The sequence below is a fragment of the Serratia sp. TSO36 genome (genome assembly GCF_057808395.1).
Genome location: NZ_JBJZOU010000021.1, coordinates 338,266 through 354,782, shown reverse-complemented (window position 1 = coordinate 354,782; position 16,517 = coordinate 338,266). Strand labels below are relative to the sequence as shown.

At 60.7% G+C, this 16,517-nt stretch carries 18 protein-coding genes; 16 read left to right on the top strand and 2 right to left on the bottom strand.

All coding sequences use genetic code 11. The annotated features are described in order from the left end of the window. The first annotated feature begins 101 nt into the window (after positions 1-101). Positions 102-1,355 carry a serine hydroxymethyltransferase gene (gene glyA / locus ACK3CV_RS19195; RefSeq protein ID WP_004941389.1) on the top strand — a complete coding sequence of 418 codons (1,254 nt, stop codon included), beginning with the start codon at positions 102-104 and terminating at the stop codon, positions 1,353-1,355. Between the two features lie 156 nt (positions 1,356-1,511). Further along, positions 1,512-2,657 carry a 3-phenylpropionate MFS transporter gene (locus ACK3CV_RS19190; RefSeq protein WP_164037951.1) on the top strand — a complete coding sequence of 382 codons (1,146 nt, stop codon included), beginning with the start codon at positions 1,512-1,514 and terminating at the stop codon, positions 2,655-2,657. Here the strand turns inward: ACK3CV_RS19190 and csiE are convergent, their stop codons facing one another. Next, a complete protein-coding gene (csiE, locus tag ACK3CV_RS19185; RefSeq protein ID WP_060423197.1) occupies positions 2,658-3,923 on the bottom strand; it encodes a stationary phase inducible protein CsiE in 1,266 nt (421 codons plus the stop codon). A gap of 182 nt (positions 3,924-4,105) precedes the next feature. On the opposite strand from csiE, the gene ACK3CV_RS19180 reads away from it, so the two are divergent. Together ACK3CV_RS19180 and ACK3CV_RS19175 are read left to right on the top strand one after the other, a co-directional pair. Continuing rightward, on the top strand, positions 4,106-4,741 hold the full coding sequence (locus ACK3CV_RS19180) for a DUF1007 family protein (protein WP_164037954.1): 636 nt from the start codon (positions 4,106-4,108) through the stop codon (positions 4,739-4,741). Further along, positions 4,732-5,754: a nickel/cobalt transporter gene (locus tag ACK3CV_RS19175; protein WP_016929766.1), complete on the top strand. Its 1,023-nt coding sequence runs from the start codon at positions 4,732-4,734 to the stop codon at positions 5,752-5,754. Before ACK3CV_RS19180 ends, ACK3CV_RS19175 begins: the two co-directional genes overlap by 10 nt. A 55-nt stretch (positions 5,755-5,809) precedes the next feature. Here the strand turns inward: ACK3CV_RS19175 and suhB are convergent, their stop codons facing one another. Next, positions 5,810-6,613 carry an inositol-1-monophosphatase gene (gene suhB / locus ACK3CV_RS19170; protein WP_004941400.1) on the bottom strand — a complete coding sequence of 268 codons (804 nt, stop codon included), beginning with the start codon at positions 6,611-6,613 and terminating at the stop codon, positions 5,810-5,812. A 119-nt stretch (positions 6,614-6,732) separates the two neighbouring features. Between suhB and trmJ the strand changes: the two genes are divergently transcribed. From trmJ to ndk, 12 genes are all read left to right on the top strand, one after another. Then, positions 6,733-7,467: a tRNA (cytosine(32)/uridine(32)-2'-O)-methyltransferase TrmJ gene (gene trmJ / locus ACK3CV_RS19165; RefSeq protein ID WP_164037957.1), complete on the top strand. Its 735-nt coding sequence runs from the start codon at positions 6,733-6,735 to the stop codon at positions 7,465-7,467. Positions 7,468-7,660: 193 nt separating this feature from the next. Further along, a complete protein-coding gene (gene iscR / locus ACK3CV_RS19160) occupies positions 7,661-8,155 on the top strand; it encodes a Fe-S cluster assembly transcriptional regulator IscR (RefSeq protein WP_004941404.1) in 495 nt (164 codons plus the stop codon). A gap of 54 nt (positions 8,156-8,209) precedes the next feature. After that, positions 8,210-9,424: an IscS subfamily cysteine desulfurase gene (locus tag ACK3CV_RS19155; protein ID WP_164037961.1), complete on the top strand. Its 1,215-nt coding sequence runs from the start codon at positions 8,210-8,212 to the stop codon at positions 9,422-9,424. 24 nt (positions 9,425-9,448) lie between these two features. Next, positions 9,449-9,835 (top strand): Fe-S cluster assembly scaffold IscU, encoded by a 387-nt coding sequence (gene iscU / locus ACK3CV_RS19150; RefSeq protein ID WP_004941408.1) that lies wholly within the window; start codon positions 9,449-9,451, stop codon positions 9,833-9,835. 54 nt (positions 9,836-9,889) lie between these two features. Further along, positions 9,890-10,213, top strand: a complete 324-nt coding sequence (iscA, locus tag ACK3CV_RS19145; RefSeq protein ID WP_004941410.1) for an iron-sulfur cluster assembly protein IscA — start codon at positions 9,890-9,892, stop codon at positions 10,211-10,213. A 62-nt stretch (positions 10,214-10,275) separates the two neighbouring features. After that, positions 10,276-10,797: a co-chaperone HscB gene (hscB, locus tag ACK3CV_RS19140; protein WP_047570915.1), complete on the top strand. Its 522-nt coding sequence runs from the start codon at positions 10,276-10,278 to the stop codon at positions 10,795-10,797. A 32-nt stretch (positions 10,798-10,829) separates the two neighbouring features. Next, positions 10,830-12,680: a Fe-S protein assembly chaperone HscA gene (hscA, locus tag ACK3CV_RS19135; RefSeq protein WP_033635598.1), complete on the top strand. Its 1,851-nt coding sequence runs from the start codon at positions 10,830-10,832 to the stop codon at positions 12,678-12,680. Between the two features lie 2 nt (positions 12,681-12,682). Further along, complete coding sequence (gene fdx, locus ACK3CV_RS19130; RefSeq protein ID WP_004941417.1) at positions 12,683-13,018, top strand: ISC system 2Fe-2S type ferredoxin; 336 nt, start codon at positions 12,683-12,685, stop codon at positions 13,016-13,018. 32 nt (positions 13,019-13,050) lie between these two features. Next, positions 13,051-13,251: a Fe-S cluster assembly protein IscX gene (iscX, locus tag ACK3CV_RS19125; RefSeq protein WP_006327336.1), complete on the top strand. Its 201-nt coding sequence runs from the start codon at positions 13,051-13,053 to the stop codon at positions 13,249-13,251. Between the two features lie 300 nt (positions 13,252-13,551). After that, positions 13,552-14,847 carry an aminopeptidase PepB gene (gene pepB / locus ACK3CV_RS19120; RefSeq protein ID WP_164037964.1) on the top strand — a complete coding sequence of 432 codons (1,296 nt, stop codon included), beginning with the start codon at positions 13,552-13,554 and terminating at the stop codon, positions 14,845-14,847. 89 nt (positions 14,848-14,936) lie between these two features. Beyond that, on the top strand, positions 14,937-15,767 hold the full coding sequence (gene sseB / locus ACK3CV_RS19115) for an enhanced serine sensitivity protein SseB (protein WP_033635596.1): 831 nt from the start codon (positions 14,937-14,939) through the stop codon (positions 15,765-15,767). 162 nt (positions 15,768-15,929) lie between these two features. Continuing rightward, a complete protein-coding gene (gene ndk, locus ACK3CV_RS19110; protein WP_004941424.1) occupies positions 15,930-16,355 on the top strand; it encodes a nucleoside-diphosphate kinase in 426 nt (141 codons plus the stop codon). Positions 16,356-16,517 lie beyond the last annotated feature (162 nt).

The window sequence follows — 16,517 nt, the reverse complement described above, 5'->3', positions numbered from 1 at the left end:
TATCTTCGGTAGGGCGAAACGGTTTACACTGTGGCCCAGAACCCAAACGGGTAGTTATTTGGTGATTTTTTAGTTAGCTGATTTAAGTCAGGAGATGCCGGATGTTAAAGCGTGAAATGAACATTGCCGATTACGATGCGGAACTGTGGCGTGCCATGGAGCAGGAAGTGGTGCGTCAGGAAGAGCACATCGAGCTGATCGCGTCTGAGAACTACACCAGCCCGCGCGTGATGCAGGCTCAGGGTTCCCAGCTGACCAACAAATACGCTGAAGGCTATCCGGGCAAGCGTTACTACGGCGGCTGCGAATACGTGGATATCGTTGAGCAGCTGGCTATCGATCGCGCCAAAGAATTGTTCGGCGCCGATTACGCCAACGTGCAGCCGCACTCCGGCTCCCAGGCTAACTTCGCCGTGTACACCGCGCTGCTGCAGCCGGGCGACACCATTCTGGGCATGAACCTGGCGCACGGCGGCCACCTGACCCACGGTTCCCCGGTCAACCTGTCCGGCAAACTGTATAACGTGGTGCCTTACGGCATCGACGACAAAGGCCAAATCGACTATGACGATCTGGCCAAGCAGGCGCAAACCCACAAGCCGAAAATGATCATCGGCGGCTTCTCCGCTTACTCCGGCGTGGTTGACTGGGCCAAAATGCGCGAAATCGCCGACAGCATCGGCGCTTACCTGTTCGTCGACATGGCGCACGTGGCGGGCCTGATCGCCGCCGGCGTGTACCCGAACCCGGTACCGCACGCGCACATCGTCACCACCACCACCCACAAAACCCTGGCGGGCCCGCGCGGCGGCCTAATCCTGGCGAAGGGCGGCGACGAAGAGCTGTACAAAAAGCTGAACTCCGCCGTGTTCCCTGGCGGCCAGGGCGGCCCGCTGATGCACGTGATCGCCGGCAAGGCGGTGGCGCTGAAAGAAGCGATGGAGCCTGAGTTCAAGGTTTACCAGCAGCAAGTGGCGGTCAACGCCAAGGCGATGGTGGAAGTGTTCCTGCAGCGCGGCTACAAAGTGGTCTCCGGCGGCACCCATAACCACCTGTTCCTGCTGGATCTGGTCGACAAAAACCTGACCGGTAAAGAAGCGGACGCCGCCCTGGGCCGCGCCAACATCACCGTCAACAAAAACAGCGTGCCGAACGATCCGAAAAGCCCGTTCGTCACCTCCGGCGTGCGTATCGGCACCCCGGCCGTCACCCGTCGCGGCTTCAAAGAAGCCGACGTGCGCGAACTGGCCGGTTGGATCTGTGATGTGCTGGACAACATCAACGATGAAGCCACCATCGAACGCACCAAGAAGAAAGTGCTGGATATCTGCGCCCGCCTGCCGGTTTACGCGTAATCCCGCTTTCGCCCGACAAAACCCGCTGCGGCGGGTTTTTTTGTGGCCGCTCGCGGCAAACTGTGAGCTGTCTGGCACTCTAACGCATTGAAGTGGAATGAAGATTGCGGGTCGGTGTGAGCTCTGTCAAAGTATTGCCCTCACTCCGGAGGGATCATGGTTCTGCAATCCACGCGTTGGCTCGCGCTCAGTTATTTCACCTACTTCTTTTCCTATGGCATCTTCTTACCGTTCTGGGGCGTGTGGCTGAAAGGCGAGGGCATCGAGCCCGAAACCATCGGCATGCTGCTCGGCGCTGGCTTGGTGGCCCGCTTCCTCGGCAGCTTACTGATTGCACCCCGCGTTAAAGATCCCTCTCATTTAGTCTCCGCCCTGCGCCTGCTGGCGCTGCTGACCCTGGCCTTTGCGGTCGGTTTCTGTTTCGGCAACGGCTGGGGTTGGCTGATGCTGGTGATAGCGGGTTTCAACCTGTTCTTCTCGCCGCTGGTGCCGCTGACCGACGCGTTGGCCGCCACCTGGCAAAAGCAGATCCGTATGGACTACGGCCGGGTGCGGCTGTGGGGTTCGCTGGCGTTCGTCATCGGCTCGGCGCTGACCGGGCAGTTGGTGGCGGTATGGGGCCATAACGCCATTCTCTACAGCCTGATCTTCAGCGTGCTGGCGATGCTGCTGGGCATGCTGTTGAAGCCGAGCGTCATGCCGCAGGGCGAAGCGCGCGCGCGCAGCGGAACCGAACGTTCGCTGTGGGCGCTGCTGAAAGAAGGGCCGGTCTGGCGCTTCCTGCTGTGCGTCACGCTGCTGCAAGGGGCGCACGCCGGCTACTACAGCTTCGGCTCCATTTACTGGCAGGAGGCCGGCTATTCGGCCTCGACCATCGGCTATCTGTGGTCACTGGGCGTGGTGGCGGAGGTGATTATTTTCGCCAGCAGCAACGTGCTGTTCCGCCGCTGGAATGCGCGCAACCTGCTGTTGCTCTCCGCCTGCTGCGGCGTGTTGCGCTGGAGCCTGATGGCCTACAGCACCGAGCTGGGCTGGCTGCTGCTGATCCAGATCCTGCACTGCGGCACTTTCACCGTCTGCCATTTGGCGGCGATGCGCTTTATCGCCGCGCGTCAGGGGCAAGAGGTGATCCAACTGCAGGCGGTGTATTCGGCGCTGGCGATGGGCGGCGGCATCGCCGTCATGACGGTCATTGCCGGGTTCCTGTTCGAACATTGGCAGGGCGGGGTATTCTGGGTGATGGCGGCGGTCGCGGCGCCGGCCTTGTTCATCCGGCCGCCGGCGGTCAGCGTCAGCCGCTGATTAAGGGGCTTCCAGCAGCGCGCGGATCGCCTGGCGCTGCCGGGTTTCCAGCGGCAGTTCGGTATAGACCAGCGGCGGGTGCGGATCGCTGTGCACCGCCGCATAAGGGGTGATCACCAGCGTGATGCCCTGCGGCGCTCCGCCGCGCAGATAGTCGCTCAGCGGCAGGTACTTGATGTTCAGCGGCAATAGCGTGAGCTCTCGGATCTGATATTCCACTTCCTCTTCCAGCTGCGGGTTGTCCAGCGTCAGCAGCAGCACTTGCTTTTCCTGCAGCGCGTTGTCCTGCATCAGCCAGGCGCCGAAGCTGATGGCCACCAGACCCGCCTCCTCGTTGGAAAAATGCACGCCGTACTCCTGCTCCAGCGGTTTCAGCGCTTCCTGCGTGGTGCGCATCAGCCGCGGGTATTTGCGCACCACTTCTTCCAGCAGCATATTGTCGATGCCGATGGCGAAACGGCAGCGCTCCAGCGCCGGCGCCAGATGGGCGAACAGCTGGCTGACCAGCTCCGCCTTGCTGCTGAAGGCCATGCCGGAAAGTTGCTGGAAGCGCTCGACCATGCTGTCGATCGCCACCATCAATCTCCGCTCTTGCGCTGAGTCGTTGCTGTGGTAGCTGTGATTTTTCAACATGGTGAAGGTCAGCGCCAAAAAATCGCGCTCGTCTGCCTGCGGCGGCTGGTTAAACAGCCGGTTGCAGGCCTGATGCAGCCAGGCGGCGGCTTGCTGTTCCGGCTTTTTCCGCAGCCAGTCGCGTTGAACCGCGTCGAAACGCGGATGCTGCTGCAGGCGATTTTGCCAGGCGCAGTAGAGCAGGTAATGCTGCAGGAATTGGCGGTCGCGCGCATCGAAGTGGCGGCTGAGCAGCGGCTCGCAGGCGTCGATCGCCTCTGTCAGCGCAGACGCCGGGGCGGCATCAGTCGCCAGCGCTTGCCGCAGGCGCGGGGCGAAATCGCCTTCGACAAACCGCGGGCTGCAGCGCAGGGCCCGCCGCAGCCAGTGGATCAGGCACAGGCGTTGGTCGAGCACGCTGCCCCGCAGTTGGTAGCCATGGTCGGGATCGACGGCGATCTCCAGGTGATGGAAACGCTGGATTTCACTGGCCACCTCGGCTATATCTTGCCGGGTTATCGGGGGGGCGACGCCGTTGATTCGGCTTAGGGTCTCCAGCTGTAACTCGGGCTCCGGCGTGTACAGCATCAGCAGCAGATGGCAGCGCCGTTGTTGTCCGGAGAGCTCGGGCACGGGAGAGGTGTCCAGGCTCATTATCACCTTCCGGCATAAAAGGTTGCGATTATGCCTAAGCATAGCAAAAGGCTTTGTGACGGCAGGATTACCGCGCGGCTTTTACTTCGGCTTACAACTTTCGTCACAAATATCGCCGGGAGAGGCGGGCCGTTAGGCATCTATTTGTGTTACGTTATAACAAATGCAGGTAAGACAGGATAATGATGAAGTTACGTCGTCTTTTGGCTGCCTTCGGCGCCGTGTTCAGCGCCGGTGCGATCGCTCATCCGCACAGCTTTATCGACATGAATACCACCTTCGTCGCCAAAGACCAGCGGCTGGTCGGCCTGAAAATGGTGTGGGTGATGGATGAAATCACCTCGGCGGATCTGCTCTACGATGCGAAAAACGCCAAGAGCGATTCGGAAGTGTGGAAAAAGCTGGCGGCGGAAGTGATGGCCAACGTGCTGGGGCAGCACTATTTCACCGATCTTTACCGCGACGGCAAACCGGTGAAATACCTGAACTTGCCCAGTGAATATCACCTGTCGCGCCAGAGCAACCAGGCGGTGCTGGAGTTCGTGCTGCCGTTGGCCGAGCCGCAGCCGCTGGCGGGCAAGCCGTTCGAACTTTCTACTTACGATCCGACTTATTTTGTGGATATGACCTATAAAGACCAAAATGCGCTGCATCTGCCGCCGGAGATGGCGCAGCTGTGTAGCTACAAGCTGATGACGCCGAAGCCGAATGCGTCGCTGCAGGCCTATGCGCTGTCGCTCGATAAGAACGACTCGCCCGGCGAAGACCTGGCCCTGGGGCAGCAGTTCGCCCAGCGGGTGACGCTGCAATGTCGTTAAATCTCTCGCAACCGACGACGAGCCGGCGCCACTGGGCCTTCGGCCTGTGGCCGCTGCTGCCGTTCACGCTGGCGCTGGCGGCCGCCGCGCTGCTGGCGTGGCACTATTGGCCGCAGCTGCTGATGCAGAGCGTGGTGTGGCAAAAAGCGCTGCACCAGCAGATGGCGGGGCTGTTGCAGCAGGTGAAGGCCGCGCCGCAGCAGGCCGGGCTGGCGCTGATGCTGTTCAGCCTCGGCTATGGCGTCTTGCATGCGCTCGGCCCCGGCCACGGCAAAGTGGTGATCGCCACCTACCTGGCTACCCATCCGGCGCGGCTGAAAAGCAGCCTGAAGCTGACCTTCGCCGCCTCGCTGGTGCAGGGTGGGGTAGCGATCGCGCTGGTCACGCTGATGCTGGTGGTATTGCAGCTCTCTTCGCGCCAGCTGCACCAAAGCAGTTTCTGGCTGGAGAAGGGCAGCTTTATTCTGGTGATGCTGCTTGGCGTGCTGCTGAGTTGGCGCGCGCTGAAACGCCTGTTTGCGGCGATCAAGGCGATGCGCCCGGCGCCGGCGCTGCGCATCAACAGCCTGACGCCGCTGGCGGCGGATCATGTGCACAGCGCCAATTGCGGCTGCGGCCACCGGCATCTGCCGAGCGACAGCGAGCTGCAGGCGGGAAGCGACTGGCGCACTCAGGCCGCCATCGTGCTGGCGATGGGCATGCGCCCCTGTTCGGGGGCGATTTTGGTGCTGCTGTTCTCCAAAGTGATCGGCGTGTTCGGCTGGGGAGTGATCTCCGCGCTGGCGATGGCGTTCGGCACCTCGTTGACCATCTCGATGCTGGCGCTGCTGGTACATTACAGCCGCCGGCTGGCGGTGCGCCTCAGCCGTTCGCGCGCGCCCGCCGCCTGGAGCGCGGTGGCCTGGGGGGCGTTGGCGCTGGCCGGCGGCCTGATCCTGCTGGCCGCCGGGCTGTTGCTGTACGTCAGCGCGCAGCCGGAATTCGGCGGCGGCATCCGTCCCTTCTCCCGCTAACGGGCATAAAAAAAGCGCTGCATCGGCAGCGCTTTTTTCGATTCGCTTCTGGCGATTAACGCTTCAGCGCTTCGCTCAGTTCTTCACGCATGGTGGCCAGCATGGCTTTCACTACGCGCGGGTTGCCTGCCACCACGTTGCCGGAGCTGAAGTGGTTGTGGCCGCCGACGAAGTCGGTCACCAGGCCGCCGGCTTCACGCACCAGCAGTTCGCCCGCGGCGAAGTCCCACGGCTTCAGGCCGATTTCGAAGAAACCGTCTACGCGGCCGGCGGCCACATAGGCCAGATCCAGCGCGGCGGAACCGGTGCGGCGGAAGTCTGCGCACTGGGTGAACAGCTTGCCGACGATGTTGATGTAAGGCGTTGCGTGCTGTTTGACCTTGAACGGGAAGCCGGTCGCCAGGATGGTGCCATCCAGATCTTTGGCGTTGGTGCCGCGCAGGCGGTAGCCGTTGAGCTGTGCGCCCTGGCCGCGAGTGGCGGTGAACAGTTCGTTGCGCATCGGATCGTAAACCACGGCCACTTCAGTACGGCCTTTGATGCGTACGGCGATGGAAACGGAGAAATGAGGGAAACGTTTGATGAAGTTTGCAGTGCCATCCAGTGGATCGATCACCCATTGCACATCGCGATCTTCGCCGATCAGCTCACCGCGTTCTTCGCTCACGATACTGTGTTGCGGATAAGACTTGCGGATGACGTCGATGATCAGATGCTCTGCATCGCGATCGACGTTGGTGACGAAGTCATTGGTCCCTTTCTGGCTCGCTTCTACAGCGTCCGGGGTTTCGTAGTTTTTGGCAATCAGGTTACCGGCCTTGCGCGCAGCGCGCACGGCGATAGTCAGCATCGGATGCATGGGTATCTTCCAACTAGGATGTTAAAGAACAGGAAACGGCGCGAAGTATAGCAGCTGTTCGGCAAATTGCCTACGGCTGTGTTAAGATGCTGCGATTTTCCGCCACGCTCAGAGTTTGTATGCTGCACAATATCCGCATTGTTCTGGTAGAGACTTCACATACCGGCAACATGGGCTCGACCGCCAGAGCCATGAAAACCATGGGTTTAACCAACCTTTATCTGGTTAATCCGCTGATCAAACCCGATTCTCAGGCCATCGCCCTGGCCGCCGGCGCCAGCGACGTGATCGGCAACGCCACTATCGTCGACACCCTCGATGACGCCATCACCGGCTGTAGCCTGGTGGTGGGCACCAGCGCCCGTTCTCGCACCTTGCCGTGGCCGATGCTGGAGCCGCGTGAATGCGGCGTGCGCGCGGTGCACGAGGGCGAACACGCGCCGGTGGCGCTGGTGTTCGGCCGCGAACGCGTCGGGTTGACCAACGATGAATTGCAGAAGTGCCACTACCACGTCGCTATTCCGGCCAACCCGGACTACAGCTCGCTGAACCTGGCGATGGCGGTGCAGATCCTGGCGTATGAAGTGCGCGTGGCTTACCTCGATCGCCAACAGGCGGGCGCGCCGCAGCTGGAAGAGACGCCGTACCCGCTGGTGGATGACCTCGAGCGTTTCTATCAGCACCTGGAGCAGACGCTGCAGCGCACCGGCTTTATTCGCCCGTCCCATCCGGGCCAGGTGATGAGCCGCCTGCGTCGGCTGTTCACCCGCGCGCGCCCGGAAGGGCAGGAGCTGAATATCCTGCGCGGCATGCTGACGTCGATCGAGAAACAGGATAAACATCAAGGTAATTAATTGATGTGGCATAACGGTGGGCGATAATAGTATTAGTTATCCAAAGGTTATAACATGTATTTTATATACCTTTGTTCTTGCTAAGTTCAAAACGTGCTAATACTTGAGTCAATTACTAGGTTAAATAGTTGACTGTTTTACTCAGGAATGTCAGACTTTCGGCCATATTTGACCAACAGGTAACCATTGAGCTATGAGACTGACATCCAAAGGCCGTTATGCCGTAACCGCTATGCTCGACGTAGCGCTGCATTCCCAGGAAGGGCCGGTACCACTGGCGGACATTTCCGAACGCCAGGGTATTTCGCTCTCTTATCTGGAACAATTATTCTCCCGTCTGCGCAAGAATGGCCTGGTGGCCAGCGTGCGCGGCCCGGGCGGTGGTTATCTGCTGGGTAAAGACGCAGGTGAGATCGCCGTTGGCGCTGTCATCACTGCCGTCGATGAATCGGTAGATGCAACCCGTTGCCAGGGCAAAGAAGGCTGTCAGGGCGGCGATCGCTGCTTGACCCACGCCCTGTGGCGCGATCTGAGCGAGCGCATCAGCGGGTTCCTGAACAACATTACGCTGGCAGAACTGGTCAACAACCAGGAAGTGCTGGTGGTGGCGGATCGTCAAAACAACGATACGCGCCGCACGGCCAACGGTCGTCCGCAAGAAACTATCAACGTTAATCTGCGCGCATAAGCAGCTGGCGAAATTATTTTAGTTTTTGGAAGTGATGTACGGAGCACAAGAGCAATGAAATTACCGATTTATCTGGATTACTCAGCAACGACGCCGGTTGACCCGCGCGTTGCTGAGAAGATGATGCAGTTTTTGACCCTGGACGGCACTTTCGGCAACCCGGCTTCCCGTTCCCACCGTTTCGGTTGGCAGGCGGAAGAGGCGGTAGACATCGCCCGTAACCAAATCGCCGAACTGGTGGGCGCCGACCCGCGCGAAATCGTCTTCACCTCCGGGGCGACCGAATCCGACAACCTGGCGATCAAAGGCGCTGCCAATTTCTACCAGAAAAAAGGCAAGCACATCATCACCAGCAAAACCGAACACAAAGCCGTGCTGGATACCTGCCGTCAGCTGGAGCGCGAAGGGTTCGAAGTGACCTATCTGGCGCCGCAGAGCAACGGCATCATCAGCCTGCAGGATCTCGAAGCGGCGCTGCGCGATGACACCATTCTGGTCTCCATCATGCACGTCAACAACGAAATCGGCGTGGTGCAGGACATCGAAGCGATCGGCGAAATGTGCCGCGCGCGCGGTATCATTTACCACGTTGACGCCACCCAGAGCGTGGGCAAACTGCCTATCGATCTGAGCAAGCTGAAAGTCGACCTGATGTCGTTCTCCGGCCACAAAATCTATGGCCCGAAAGGCATCGGCGCGCTGTACGTGCGCCGCAAGCCACGCATCCGCATCGAAGCGCAGGTACACGGCGGCGGTCACGAGCGTGGCATGCGTTCCGGCACCCTGCCTGTCCACCAGATCGTCGGCATGGGCGAAGCTTACCGCATCGCCAAAGAAGAGATGACCGAAGAGATGGCGCGTCTGCGCACCTTGCGCGATCGTCTGTGGGACGGCGTGAAAGATATGGAAGAAGTGTATCTGAACGGCGATCTGGAGCACGGCGCACCGAACATCCTGAACGTCAGCTTCAACTACGTTGAAGGCGAATCGCTGATCATGGCGCTGAAAGACCTGGCCGTTTCTTCCGGTTCAGCCTGTACCTCCGCCAGCCTCGAGCCGTCCTACGTGCTGCGCGCGCTGGGCATGAGCGATGAATTGGCGCACAGCTCGATCCGTTTCTCCCTGGGGCGTTTCACCACGGAAGAAGAGATCGACTACACCATTCAACTGGTGCGTAAATCCATCGGCCGTCTGCGCGATCTGTCTCCGCTGTGGGAGATGTTCAAGCAGGGCGTGGACATCAACAGCATCGAATGGGCGCATCATTAATTCTCAGGTTTCAGGAGCAAGGTCATGGCTTACAGCGAAAAAGTAATCGATCATTATGAAAACCCGCGCAACGTGGGTTCCTTCGACAACGAAGATCCTACCGTCGGCAGCGGCATGGTAGGGGCGCCGGCTTGCGGCGACGTCATGAAGCTGCAAATCAAGGTTAACGATGAAGGCATCATCGAAGACGCGCGCTTTAAAACTTACGGCTGCGGTTCCGCTATCGCCTCCAGCTCGCTGGTGACCGAATGGATGAAGGGCAAGTCGCTCGATCAGGCTGAAGCGATCAAAAACACCCAGATCGCCGAAGAGCTGGAATTGCCGCCGGTCAAAATTCACTGCTCGATCCTGGCTGAAGACGCCATCAAAGCAGCGATTGCCGACTATAAGAGCAAGCATAGCGCCAAGTAATTTGTCTGAGTCGGCCCGGCCGCGCCGGGCTTTGATTTGAAGTGTGAGGTTGTGATGTCTATTACCATGAGCGACAGCGCTGCGCAGCGTGTTCAGGCGTTTTTGACGAACCGCGGCAAGGGTCTCGGCCTGCGTCTGGGAGTGCGAACTTCCGGCTGCTCCGGAATGGCCTACGTGCTGGAATTTGTTGACGAAGCCAACGATGACGACATCGTGTTTGAAGACAAAGGCATCAAGGTGATCATCGACGGCAAGAGCCTGGTTTACCTTGACGGCACCGAGCTTGATTTCGTTAAGGAAGGCCTGAACGAAGGCTTCAAGTTCAACAACCCGAACGTCTCAAGCGAATGCGGCTGCGGCGAGAGTTTCAACGTCTGACAGTCCATCGTGCTCCCCCGTTTCGGCGGGGGAACTTCATCCGCTAACGCCCAGAGCACGCTATGGATTACTTTACTTTATTCGGGCTGCCAGTTCGCTACACCGTGGACGGCAGCCTGCTTGCGTCCCGCTTCCAGGATCTGCAGCGCCAATTTCACCCCGATCGTTTCGCCAACCAGCCGGAGCGCGAACGCCTGATGGCGTTGCAGCAGGCGGCGACCATCAACGAAGCCTACCAGTCGCTGAAGCACCCGTTAAAACGCGCGGAGTATATGCTATCTTTGCACGGCTTCGATCTGGGCAACGAACAGCATACGATGCGCGACACCGCGTTCCTGATGGAACAGCTGGAACTGCGCGAAGAGCTCGACGCCATTGAGCGCAAGCCGGAGGCGGAAAGCCTGCTGGCCGATTTCGGCGCGCGGCTGGCCGCCTCCATCAAACAGCGCAGCGCGCTGATGCTGCAGCAGCTGGATGGCGAGCAGTGGGCGGACGCCGCCGACACCGTGCGCAAGCTGCGCTTTTTGGACAAACTCCAGCAACAGGTTGAACAACTCGAAGAAAAACTGCTGGGTTTTGAGTAACACCTTCTGATTCTGATTGTGGAAGCTTCAACATGGCCTTATTACAAATTAGTGAGCCTGGCCTCAGCGCCGCGCCGCACCAGCGACGCTTGGCCGCCGGCATCGACTTAGGCACCACCAACTCGCTGGTCGCCACGGTGCGCAGCGGGCAAGCGGAAACGCTGGCCGACGAACAGGGCCGCCATTTGCTGCCTTCGGTGGTGCATTATCAGGCGGACGCGCAGCGCGTCGGCTGGGAGGCGCGCCAACAGGCGGCGCAGGATCCGGCCAATACCGTCAGCTCCATCAAACGCATGATGGGCCGCTCGTTGGCGGACGTGCAGCAGCGTTACCCGAACCTGCCTTATCAATTCCAGGCCAGCGACAACGGCCTGCCGCTGATCGTCACCGCCGCCGGCCCGGTTAACCCGGTCGGCGTCTCCGCCGATATCCTGCGGGCCCTGTCCGCGCGCGCGCAAGCGGCGCTGGAAGGGGAGCTGGATGGCGTGGTGATCACCGTTCCCGCCTACTTCGACGACGCGCAGCGCCAGGGCACCAAAGACGCGGCGCGTCTGGCCGGCCTGCACGTCCTGCGCCTGCTGAACGAACCGACCGCGGCGGCGATCGCCTATGGGCTGGACTCCGGCCAGGAAGGGGTGATCGCGGTTTACGATCTGGGCGGCGGCACCTTTGATATCTCCATTCTGCGCCTCAGCCGCGGCGTGTTCGAAGTGCTGGCCACGGGCGGCGATTCCGCGCTGGGCGGCGACGATTTCGATCACCTGCTGGCCGACTGGCTGCGCGAGCAGGCCAGCGTGGCCGATCGCAGCGACCACGGCGTGCAGCGCCAGCTGCTGGACGCCGCCATCGCCGCTAAAATCGCGTTGAGCGATGCCGACAGCGTGCGCGTCGAGGTGGCTGGCTGGCAGGGCGAGGTGACCCGGGCCCAGTTCGAAGCGCTGATCGCTCCGCTGGTGAAACGTACGCTGATGGCCTGCCGCCGCGCGCTGAAAGACGCCGGCGTCGCCGCCGACGAGGTGCTGGAAGCGGTGATGGTCGGCGGTTCCACCCGCGTGCCGCTGGTGCGTGAGCAGGTGGGCGCCTTCTTCGGCCGCACGCCGCTGACGTCTATCGATCCGGATAAAGTGGTCGCCATCGGCGCCGCGATCCAGGCCGACATTCTGGTGGGCAACAAGCCGGACAGCGACATGCTGCTGCTGGACGTGATCCCGCTGTCGCTGGGCCTCGAAACCATGGGCGGCCTGGTGGAGAAAGTGATCCCGCGCAACACCACCATTCCGGTGGCGCGCGCGCAGGAGTTCACCACCTTCAAAGACGGCCAGAGCGCGATGATGATCCACGTGCTGCAGGGCGAGCGCGAGCTGGTGCAGGATTGCCGTTCGCTGGCGCGCTTCACGCTGCGCGGCCTGCCGCCGCTGCCTGCCGGGGGGGCGCACATTCGCGTCACCTTCCAGGTGGATGCCGACGGTCTGCTGAGCGTCACCGCGATGGAGAAATCCACCGGCGTTGAAGCGTCGATCCAGGTCAAGCCGTCGTACGGCCTGTCGGACAGCGAAATCGCCGGCATGATCAAGGATTCGATGGCCAACGCGCAAAGCGACGTGGGCGCGCGCAAGCTGGCGGAGCAACGCGTGGAAGCCGCGCGGGTGCTGGAAAGCCTGCAGGGCGCGCTGGCCAGCGACGCCGCGCTGCTGAGCGAGGCGGAAAGCCAGGCGATCGCCGCCGCGACCCAGGCGTTGCAGCAGGCGGTGCAGGGTGAAGATCCCGCCGCTATCGAAGACGCCATCAAAACATTAGATGCACAAACGCAAGATTTTGCCGCGCGCCGCATGGACGCTTCCATTCGCCGCGCGCTGGCTGGCCATTCTGTGGATGAGGTTTAACCATGCCTAAAATTGTTTTCCTGCCCCATCAAGATCTTTGCCCGGAAGGGGCGGTTCTGGAAGCTGAAAAAGGGGAGTCGATCCTCAACGTTGCGCTGCGCAACGGCATTGAAATCGAGCACGCCTGCGAGAAATCCTGCGCCTGCACCACCTGCCACTGCATCGTGCGTGAAGGCTTCGATTCGCTGGAAGAGAGCAGCGAGCTGGAAGACGACATGCTGGACAAGGCCTGGGGGCTGGAGCCGGAAAGCCGCCTGAGCTGCCAGGCGCTGGTCGCCGACGAAGATCTGGTGGTCGAAATGCCGCGCTACACCGTCAACCACGCGCGTGAGCATTAATTGTTAGCCGCAGCGCCAACCCGGAGATCATAATGGGACTGAAATGGACCGACAGCCGAGAAATCGGCGAAGCCCTGTACGACCAATACCCGGACACCGATCCGAAAACCGTGCGTTTTACCGACATGCATCAGTGGATCTGCGATCTGGAAGAGTTCGACGACGATCCGCAGGCTTCCAACGAAAAAATACTGGAAGCGATCCTGCTGGTCTGGTTAGATGAAGCGGAGTAAATAGCGTAACGGGCTGCCATGGGCGGCCCGTTTATTTTGTATCCGACATACCCGTCGTCTTTCAAACCGCAGCGTTGTTACCTGCACGTAGTTACGTGGCCCATCCGTGGGCCACGCCCCAAGGGGCCGCTGCGAGCAGCGTTCAAATCTGCTCCCGGCAGATTTGTCTTACCCCAGTCACTTACCTGAGTAAGCTCCTGGGGATGAGATCGCTGGGCGCCTAGCTGCAATCTGAAATCCATAGGGTATGCAATAAAGCCCTAATGAAATAATAAAGGGAACATCCGGAGTAAGAAGGCTATGACAACAGAATTCATGCAGGTCACGCTGTCGCAACAACCTGCCGACGCCCGTTGGGGCGAAAAAGCGCTGCTCAGCACCAACGGCGAAGGGATGACCATCCACCTGACCAGCACCGACAAGCTGGGCGCGATCCAGCGTGCGGGCCGCAAAATTGACGGTCAGGGTATCAAAAACGTCAAACTCGCCGGCGACGGTTGGGACTTGGAAAACAGCTGGGCGTTTTGGCAGGGCTACCGCGGGCCGAAAGGGCAGCGCAACGTCGAATGGGCAGAGTTGCCGGAAGCCGCGCGTCAGGAGCTGGATAAGCGCCTGAAGATCGTTGACTGGGTGCGTGACACCATCAACATGCCGGCGGAAGAGCTGGGGCCGGAGCAACTGGCGACCCGCGCCGTCGATCTGATGTGCGACGTCGGCTGCGATGCCGTCAGCTACCGCATCACCAAGGGCGAAGATCTGCGCGAGCAGAACTATGCCGGCATCCACACCGTCGGCCGCGGCTCCGAGCGTCCGCCGGTGCTGCTGGCGCTGGACTTCAACCCGACCGGTAACCCGGACGCGCCGGTGTTCGCCTGCCTGGTCGGCAAGGGCATCACCTTCGATACCGGCGGTTATAGCCTGAAACAGAGCGCCTTTATGGACTCGATGAAGGCTGACATGGGCGGTGCGGCCACCATCACCGGCGCCCTGGCGCTGGCGGCGGCGCGCGGCCTGAAGCAACGCGTGAAGCTGTACCTGTGCTGCGCCGACAACATGGTCAGCGGCAACGCTTTCAAACTGGGCGACATCATTCGCTACCGCAACGGCAAAACCGTTGAGGTGATGAACACCGATGCGGAAGGGCGCCTGGTGCTGGCCGACGGCCTGATCGACGCTTCTGAGCAGAACCCGCAGCTGATTATCGACTGCGCCACCCTGACCGGCGCCGCCAAAACCGCGGTCGGCAACGACTACCATGCGCTGTTCAGCTTCGACGACGCGCTGGCGCAGGAGCTGCTGAACAGCGCCACCGCCGAGCAAGAGCCGTTCTGGCGTCTGCCGCTGGCCGAGTTCCACCGCAGCCAGCTGCCGTCCAACTTCGCCGAGCTGAACAACGTGGCCGGCCCGGCCTACACCGCCGGCGCCAGCACCGCGGCGGCCTTCCTGTCGCATTTCGTCAAGAATTACCAACAAGGCTGGCTGCACATCGACTGTTCCGCCACCTACCGCAAAGGCGCGGTGGAGCAGTGGTCGGCCGGCGCGACCGGTTTGGGCGTGCGTACCCTGGCCAATCTGCTGCTGAGCAAAGCCAAATAATTGAACGCCCGCCGCGTCGGGGGCTAGAATGCGCATTATCTTCGGGGCCCAGCATGCTGGGCCTCGCTATTTTATCCCTGGAGTTTGCCATGAGTGCCCATCATCACGATGCCGCCCCGAGCGAGAACGAACTTGAACGCCTGCTGAAGCTGGCGGTGACGGAGCCGGCCCACCGCCCGGCGTTCTTCCGTGAACTGCTCGACGCCACGGTGCTGATCCTCGGCGACAGCGAGCAGGTGCAGCAGGACGGCGACATCGCGCTGAACGCGGATACGCCGGTCAATATCCAGCATTGGGAGAAGCAGGACGGCGGCAGCATCATTCCGTTCTTCACCTCGCTGGAAGCGCTGCAGAAAGCCGTTGAGGACGAACAGCCGTTCATCGCCATGCCGGCGCGGGTGCTGTTCGAAATCACCCAGGGTGCGGATCTGTTCCTCAACCCGAAGGCGGAGTACGGCAAGGAGTTCTATCCGGAAGAGGTGGCGATGCTGCTGGCGACCGGCGGCGTCGTCAAACCGGTGGAGCATTACGTCGACAAAGAGACCCAAATCCTGCTGGGGCAACCCGAAGAGTACCCGTCGGCGATGGTGGACGCGTTGACCACGCTGTTCAGCCAGCGCAAGCCGGTGCGCCGCGCGTTTCTGGCGCTGATGCACGATCAGGCGGCGGACGAGAAGCCGAATCTGCTGATCGGGCTGGAAGTGGACGCCGAGCCGGCGGAGATCGAGGCGTTGATCAACGAGGCCGGCAGCGTCGCCAGCGAAACGGCGCCGAACGACGAACCGGTGGATTTCTGCCTGGTGTCGGAGAACGAGCGCGGCATCAGCCACTATCTGATCTCCCATACGCAGCCGTTTTATCAGCGCCGCTGGGGCAGTTGGCTGCGCAATTTGATCCCGTCTACCGACAAGACCCAGTAGCGCCGCCGCGTGGTCGAAAATGAATCATGAAGATCATATTTTTTTAATGAAATGTTGTTTTTCCCGTAGGCAAGCGTTAACGGCGCACATATAATCTGCGCCACTTGAGAAGGCCGGCAACATTGCAGACCGGCCTGTTTTGGAAGTCATACAGAGGCCATCATGACCGTAGAACGTACCTTTTCCATCGTTAAACCAAACGCTGTAGCCAACAACGACATCGGCGCTATCTACGCTCGTTTCGAGCGCGCCGGTTTCAAAATCATCGCCGCTAAAATGCTGCGTCTGACTCGCGAGCAAGCTGAAGGCTTCTACGCTGAGCACAAAGGCCGCCCATTCTTCGACGGTCTGGTTGAGTTCATGACCTCCGGCCCAATCATGGTGCAGGTTCTGGAATCTGAAAACGCCGTGCAGCGCAACCGCGACATCATGGGCGCAACCAACCCGGACAACGCGCTGGCCGGTACCCTGCGTGCCGACTACGCGGACAGCTTCACCGCTAACGCCGTTCACGGTTCCGACTCCGTTGAATCCGCACAGCGCGAAATCGCTTACTTCTTCAACGAAAGCGAAATCTGCGCACGTTAATCGTGCCGTTGCTGATAGCCAGGCATTCACCGGCTGATACAATAAAAATGCCCTGAATGCCTTTCAGCCGTAGCCACCCGCTACTAAAATTTGTACAATGCCGCGCCCCTGATAAGACGACTTGTCAGGGGCGTGTTTTTAGTGCCGCCACCCGAATCATGC

Excerpts from the sequence above, each read along its gene's own strand:
- glyA (WP_004941389.1), top strand. The coding sequence starts at position 102 with ATGTTAAAGCGTGAAATGAACATTGCCGATTACGATGCGGAACTGTGG.
- ACK3CV_RS19190 (WP_164037951.1), top strand. The coding sequence starts at position 1,512 with ATGGTTCTGCAATCCACGCGTTGGCTCGCGCTCAGTTATTTCACCTAC.
- csiE (WP_060423197.1), bottom strand. The coding sequence starts at position 3,923 with ATGAGCCTGGACACCTCTCCCGTGCCCGAGCTCTCCGGACAACAACGG.
- ACK3CV_RS19180 (WP_164037954.1), top strand. The coding sequence starts at position 4,106 with ATGATGAAGTTACGTCGTCTTTTGGCTGCCTTCGGCGCCGTGTTCAGC.
- ACK3CV_RS19175 (WP_016929766.1), top strand. The coding sequence starts at position 4,732 with ATGTCGTTAAATCTCTCGCAACCGACGACGAGCCGGCGCCACTGGGCC.
- suhB (WP_004941400.1), bottom strand. The coding sequence starts at position 6,613 with ATGCATCCGATGCTGACTATCGCCGTGCGCGCTGCGCGCAAGGCCGGT.
- trmJ (WP_164037957.1), top strand. The coding sequence starts at position 6,733 with ATGCTGCACAATATCCGCATTGTTCTGGTAGAGACTTCACATACCGGC.
- iscR (WP_004941404.1), top strand. The coding sequence starts at position 7,661 with ATGAGACTGACATCCAAAGGCCGTTATGCCGTAACCGCTATGCTCGAC.
- ACK3CV_RS19155 (WP_164037961.1), top strand. The coding sequence starts at position 8,210 with ATGAAATTACCGATTTATCTGGATTACTCAGCAACGACGCCGGTTGAC.
- iscU (WP_004941408.1), top strand. The coding sequence starts at position 9,449 with ATGGCTTACAGCGAAAAAGTAATCGATCATTATGAAAACCCGCGCAAC.
- iscA (WP_004941410.1), top strand. The coding sequence starts at position 9,890 with ATGTCTATTACCATGAGCGACAGCGCTGCGCAGCGTGTTCAGGCGTTT.
- hscB (WP_047570915.1), top strand. The coding sequence starts at position 10,276 with ATGGATTACTTTACTTTATTCGGGCTGCCAGTTCGCTACACCGTGGAC.
- hscA (WP_033635598.1), top strand. The coding sequence starts at position 10,830 with ATGGCCTTATTACAAATTAGTGAGCCTGGCCTCAGCGCCGCGCCGCAC.
- fdx (WP_004941417.1), top strand. The coding sequence starts at position 12,683 with ATGCCTAAAATTGTTTTCCTGCCCCATCAAGATCTTTGCCCGGAAGGG.
- iscX (WP_006327336.1), top strand. The coding sequence starts at position 13,051 with ATGGGACTGAAATGGACCGACAGCCGAGAAATCGGCGAAGCCCTGTAC.
- pepB (WP_164037964.1), top strand. The coding sequence starts at position 13,552 with ATGACAACAGAATTCATGCAGGTCACGCTGTCGCAACAACCTGCCGAC.
- sseB (WP_033635596.1), top strand. The coding sequence starts at position 14,937 with ATGAGTGCCCATCATCACGATGCCGCCCCGAGCGAGAACGAACTTGAA.
- ndk (WP_004941424.1), top strand. The coding sequence starts at position 15,930 with ATGACCGTAGAACGTACCTTTTCCATCGTTAAACCAAACGCTGTAGCC.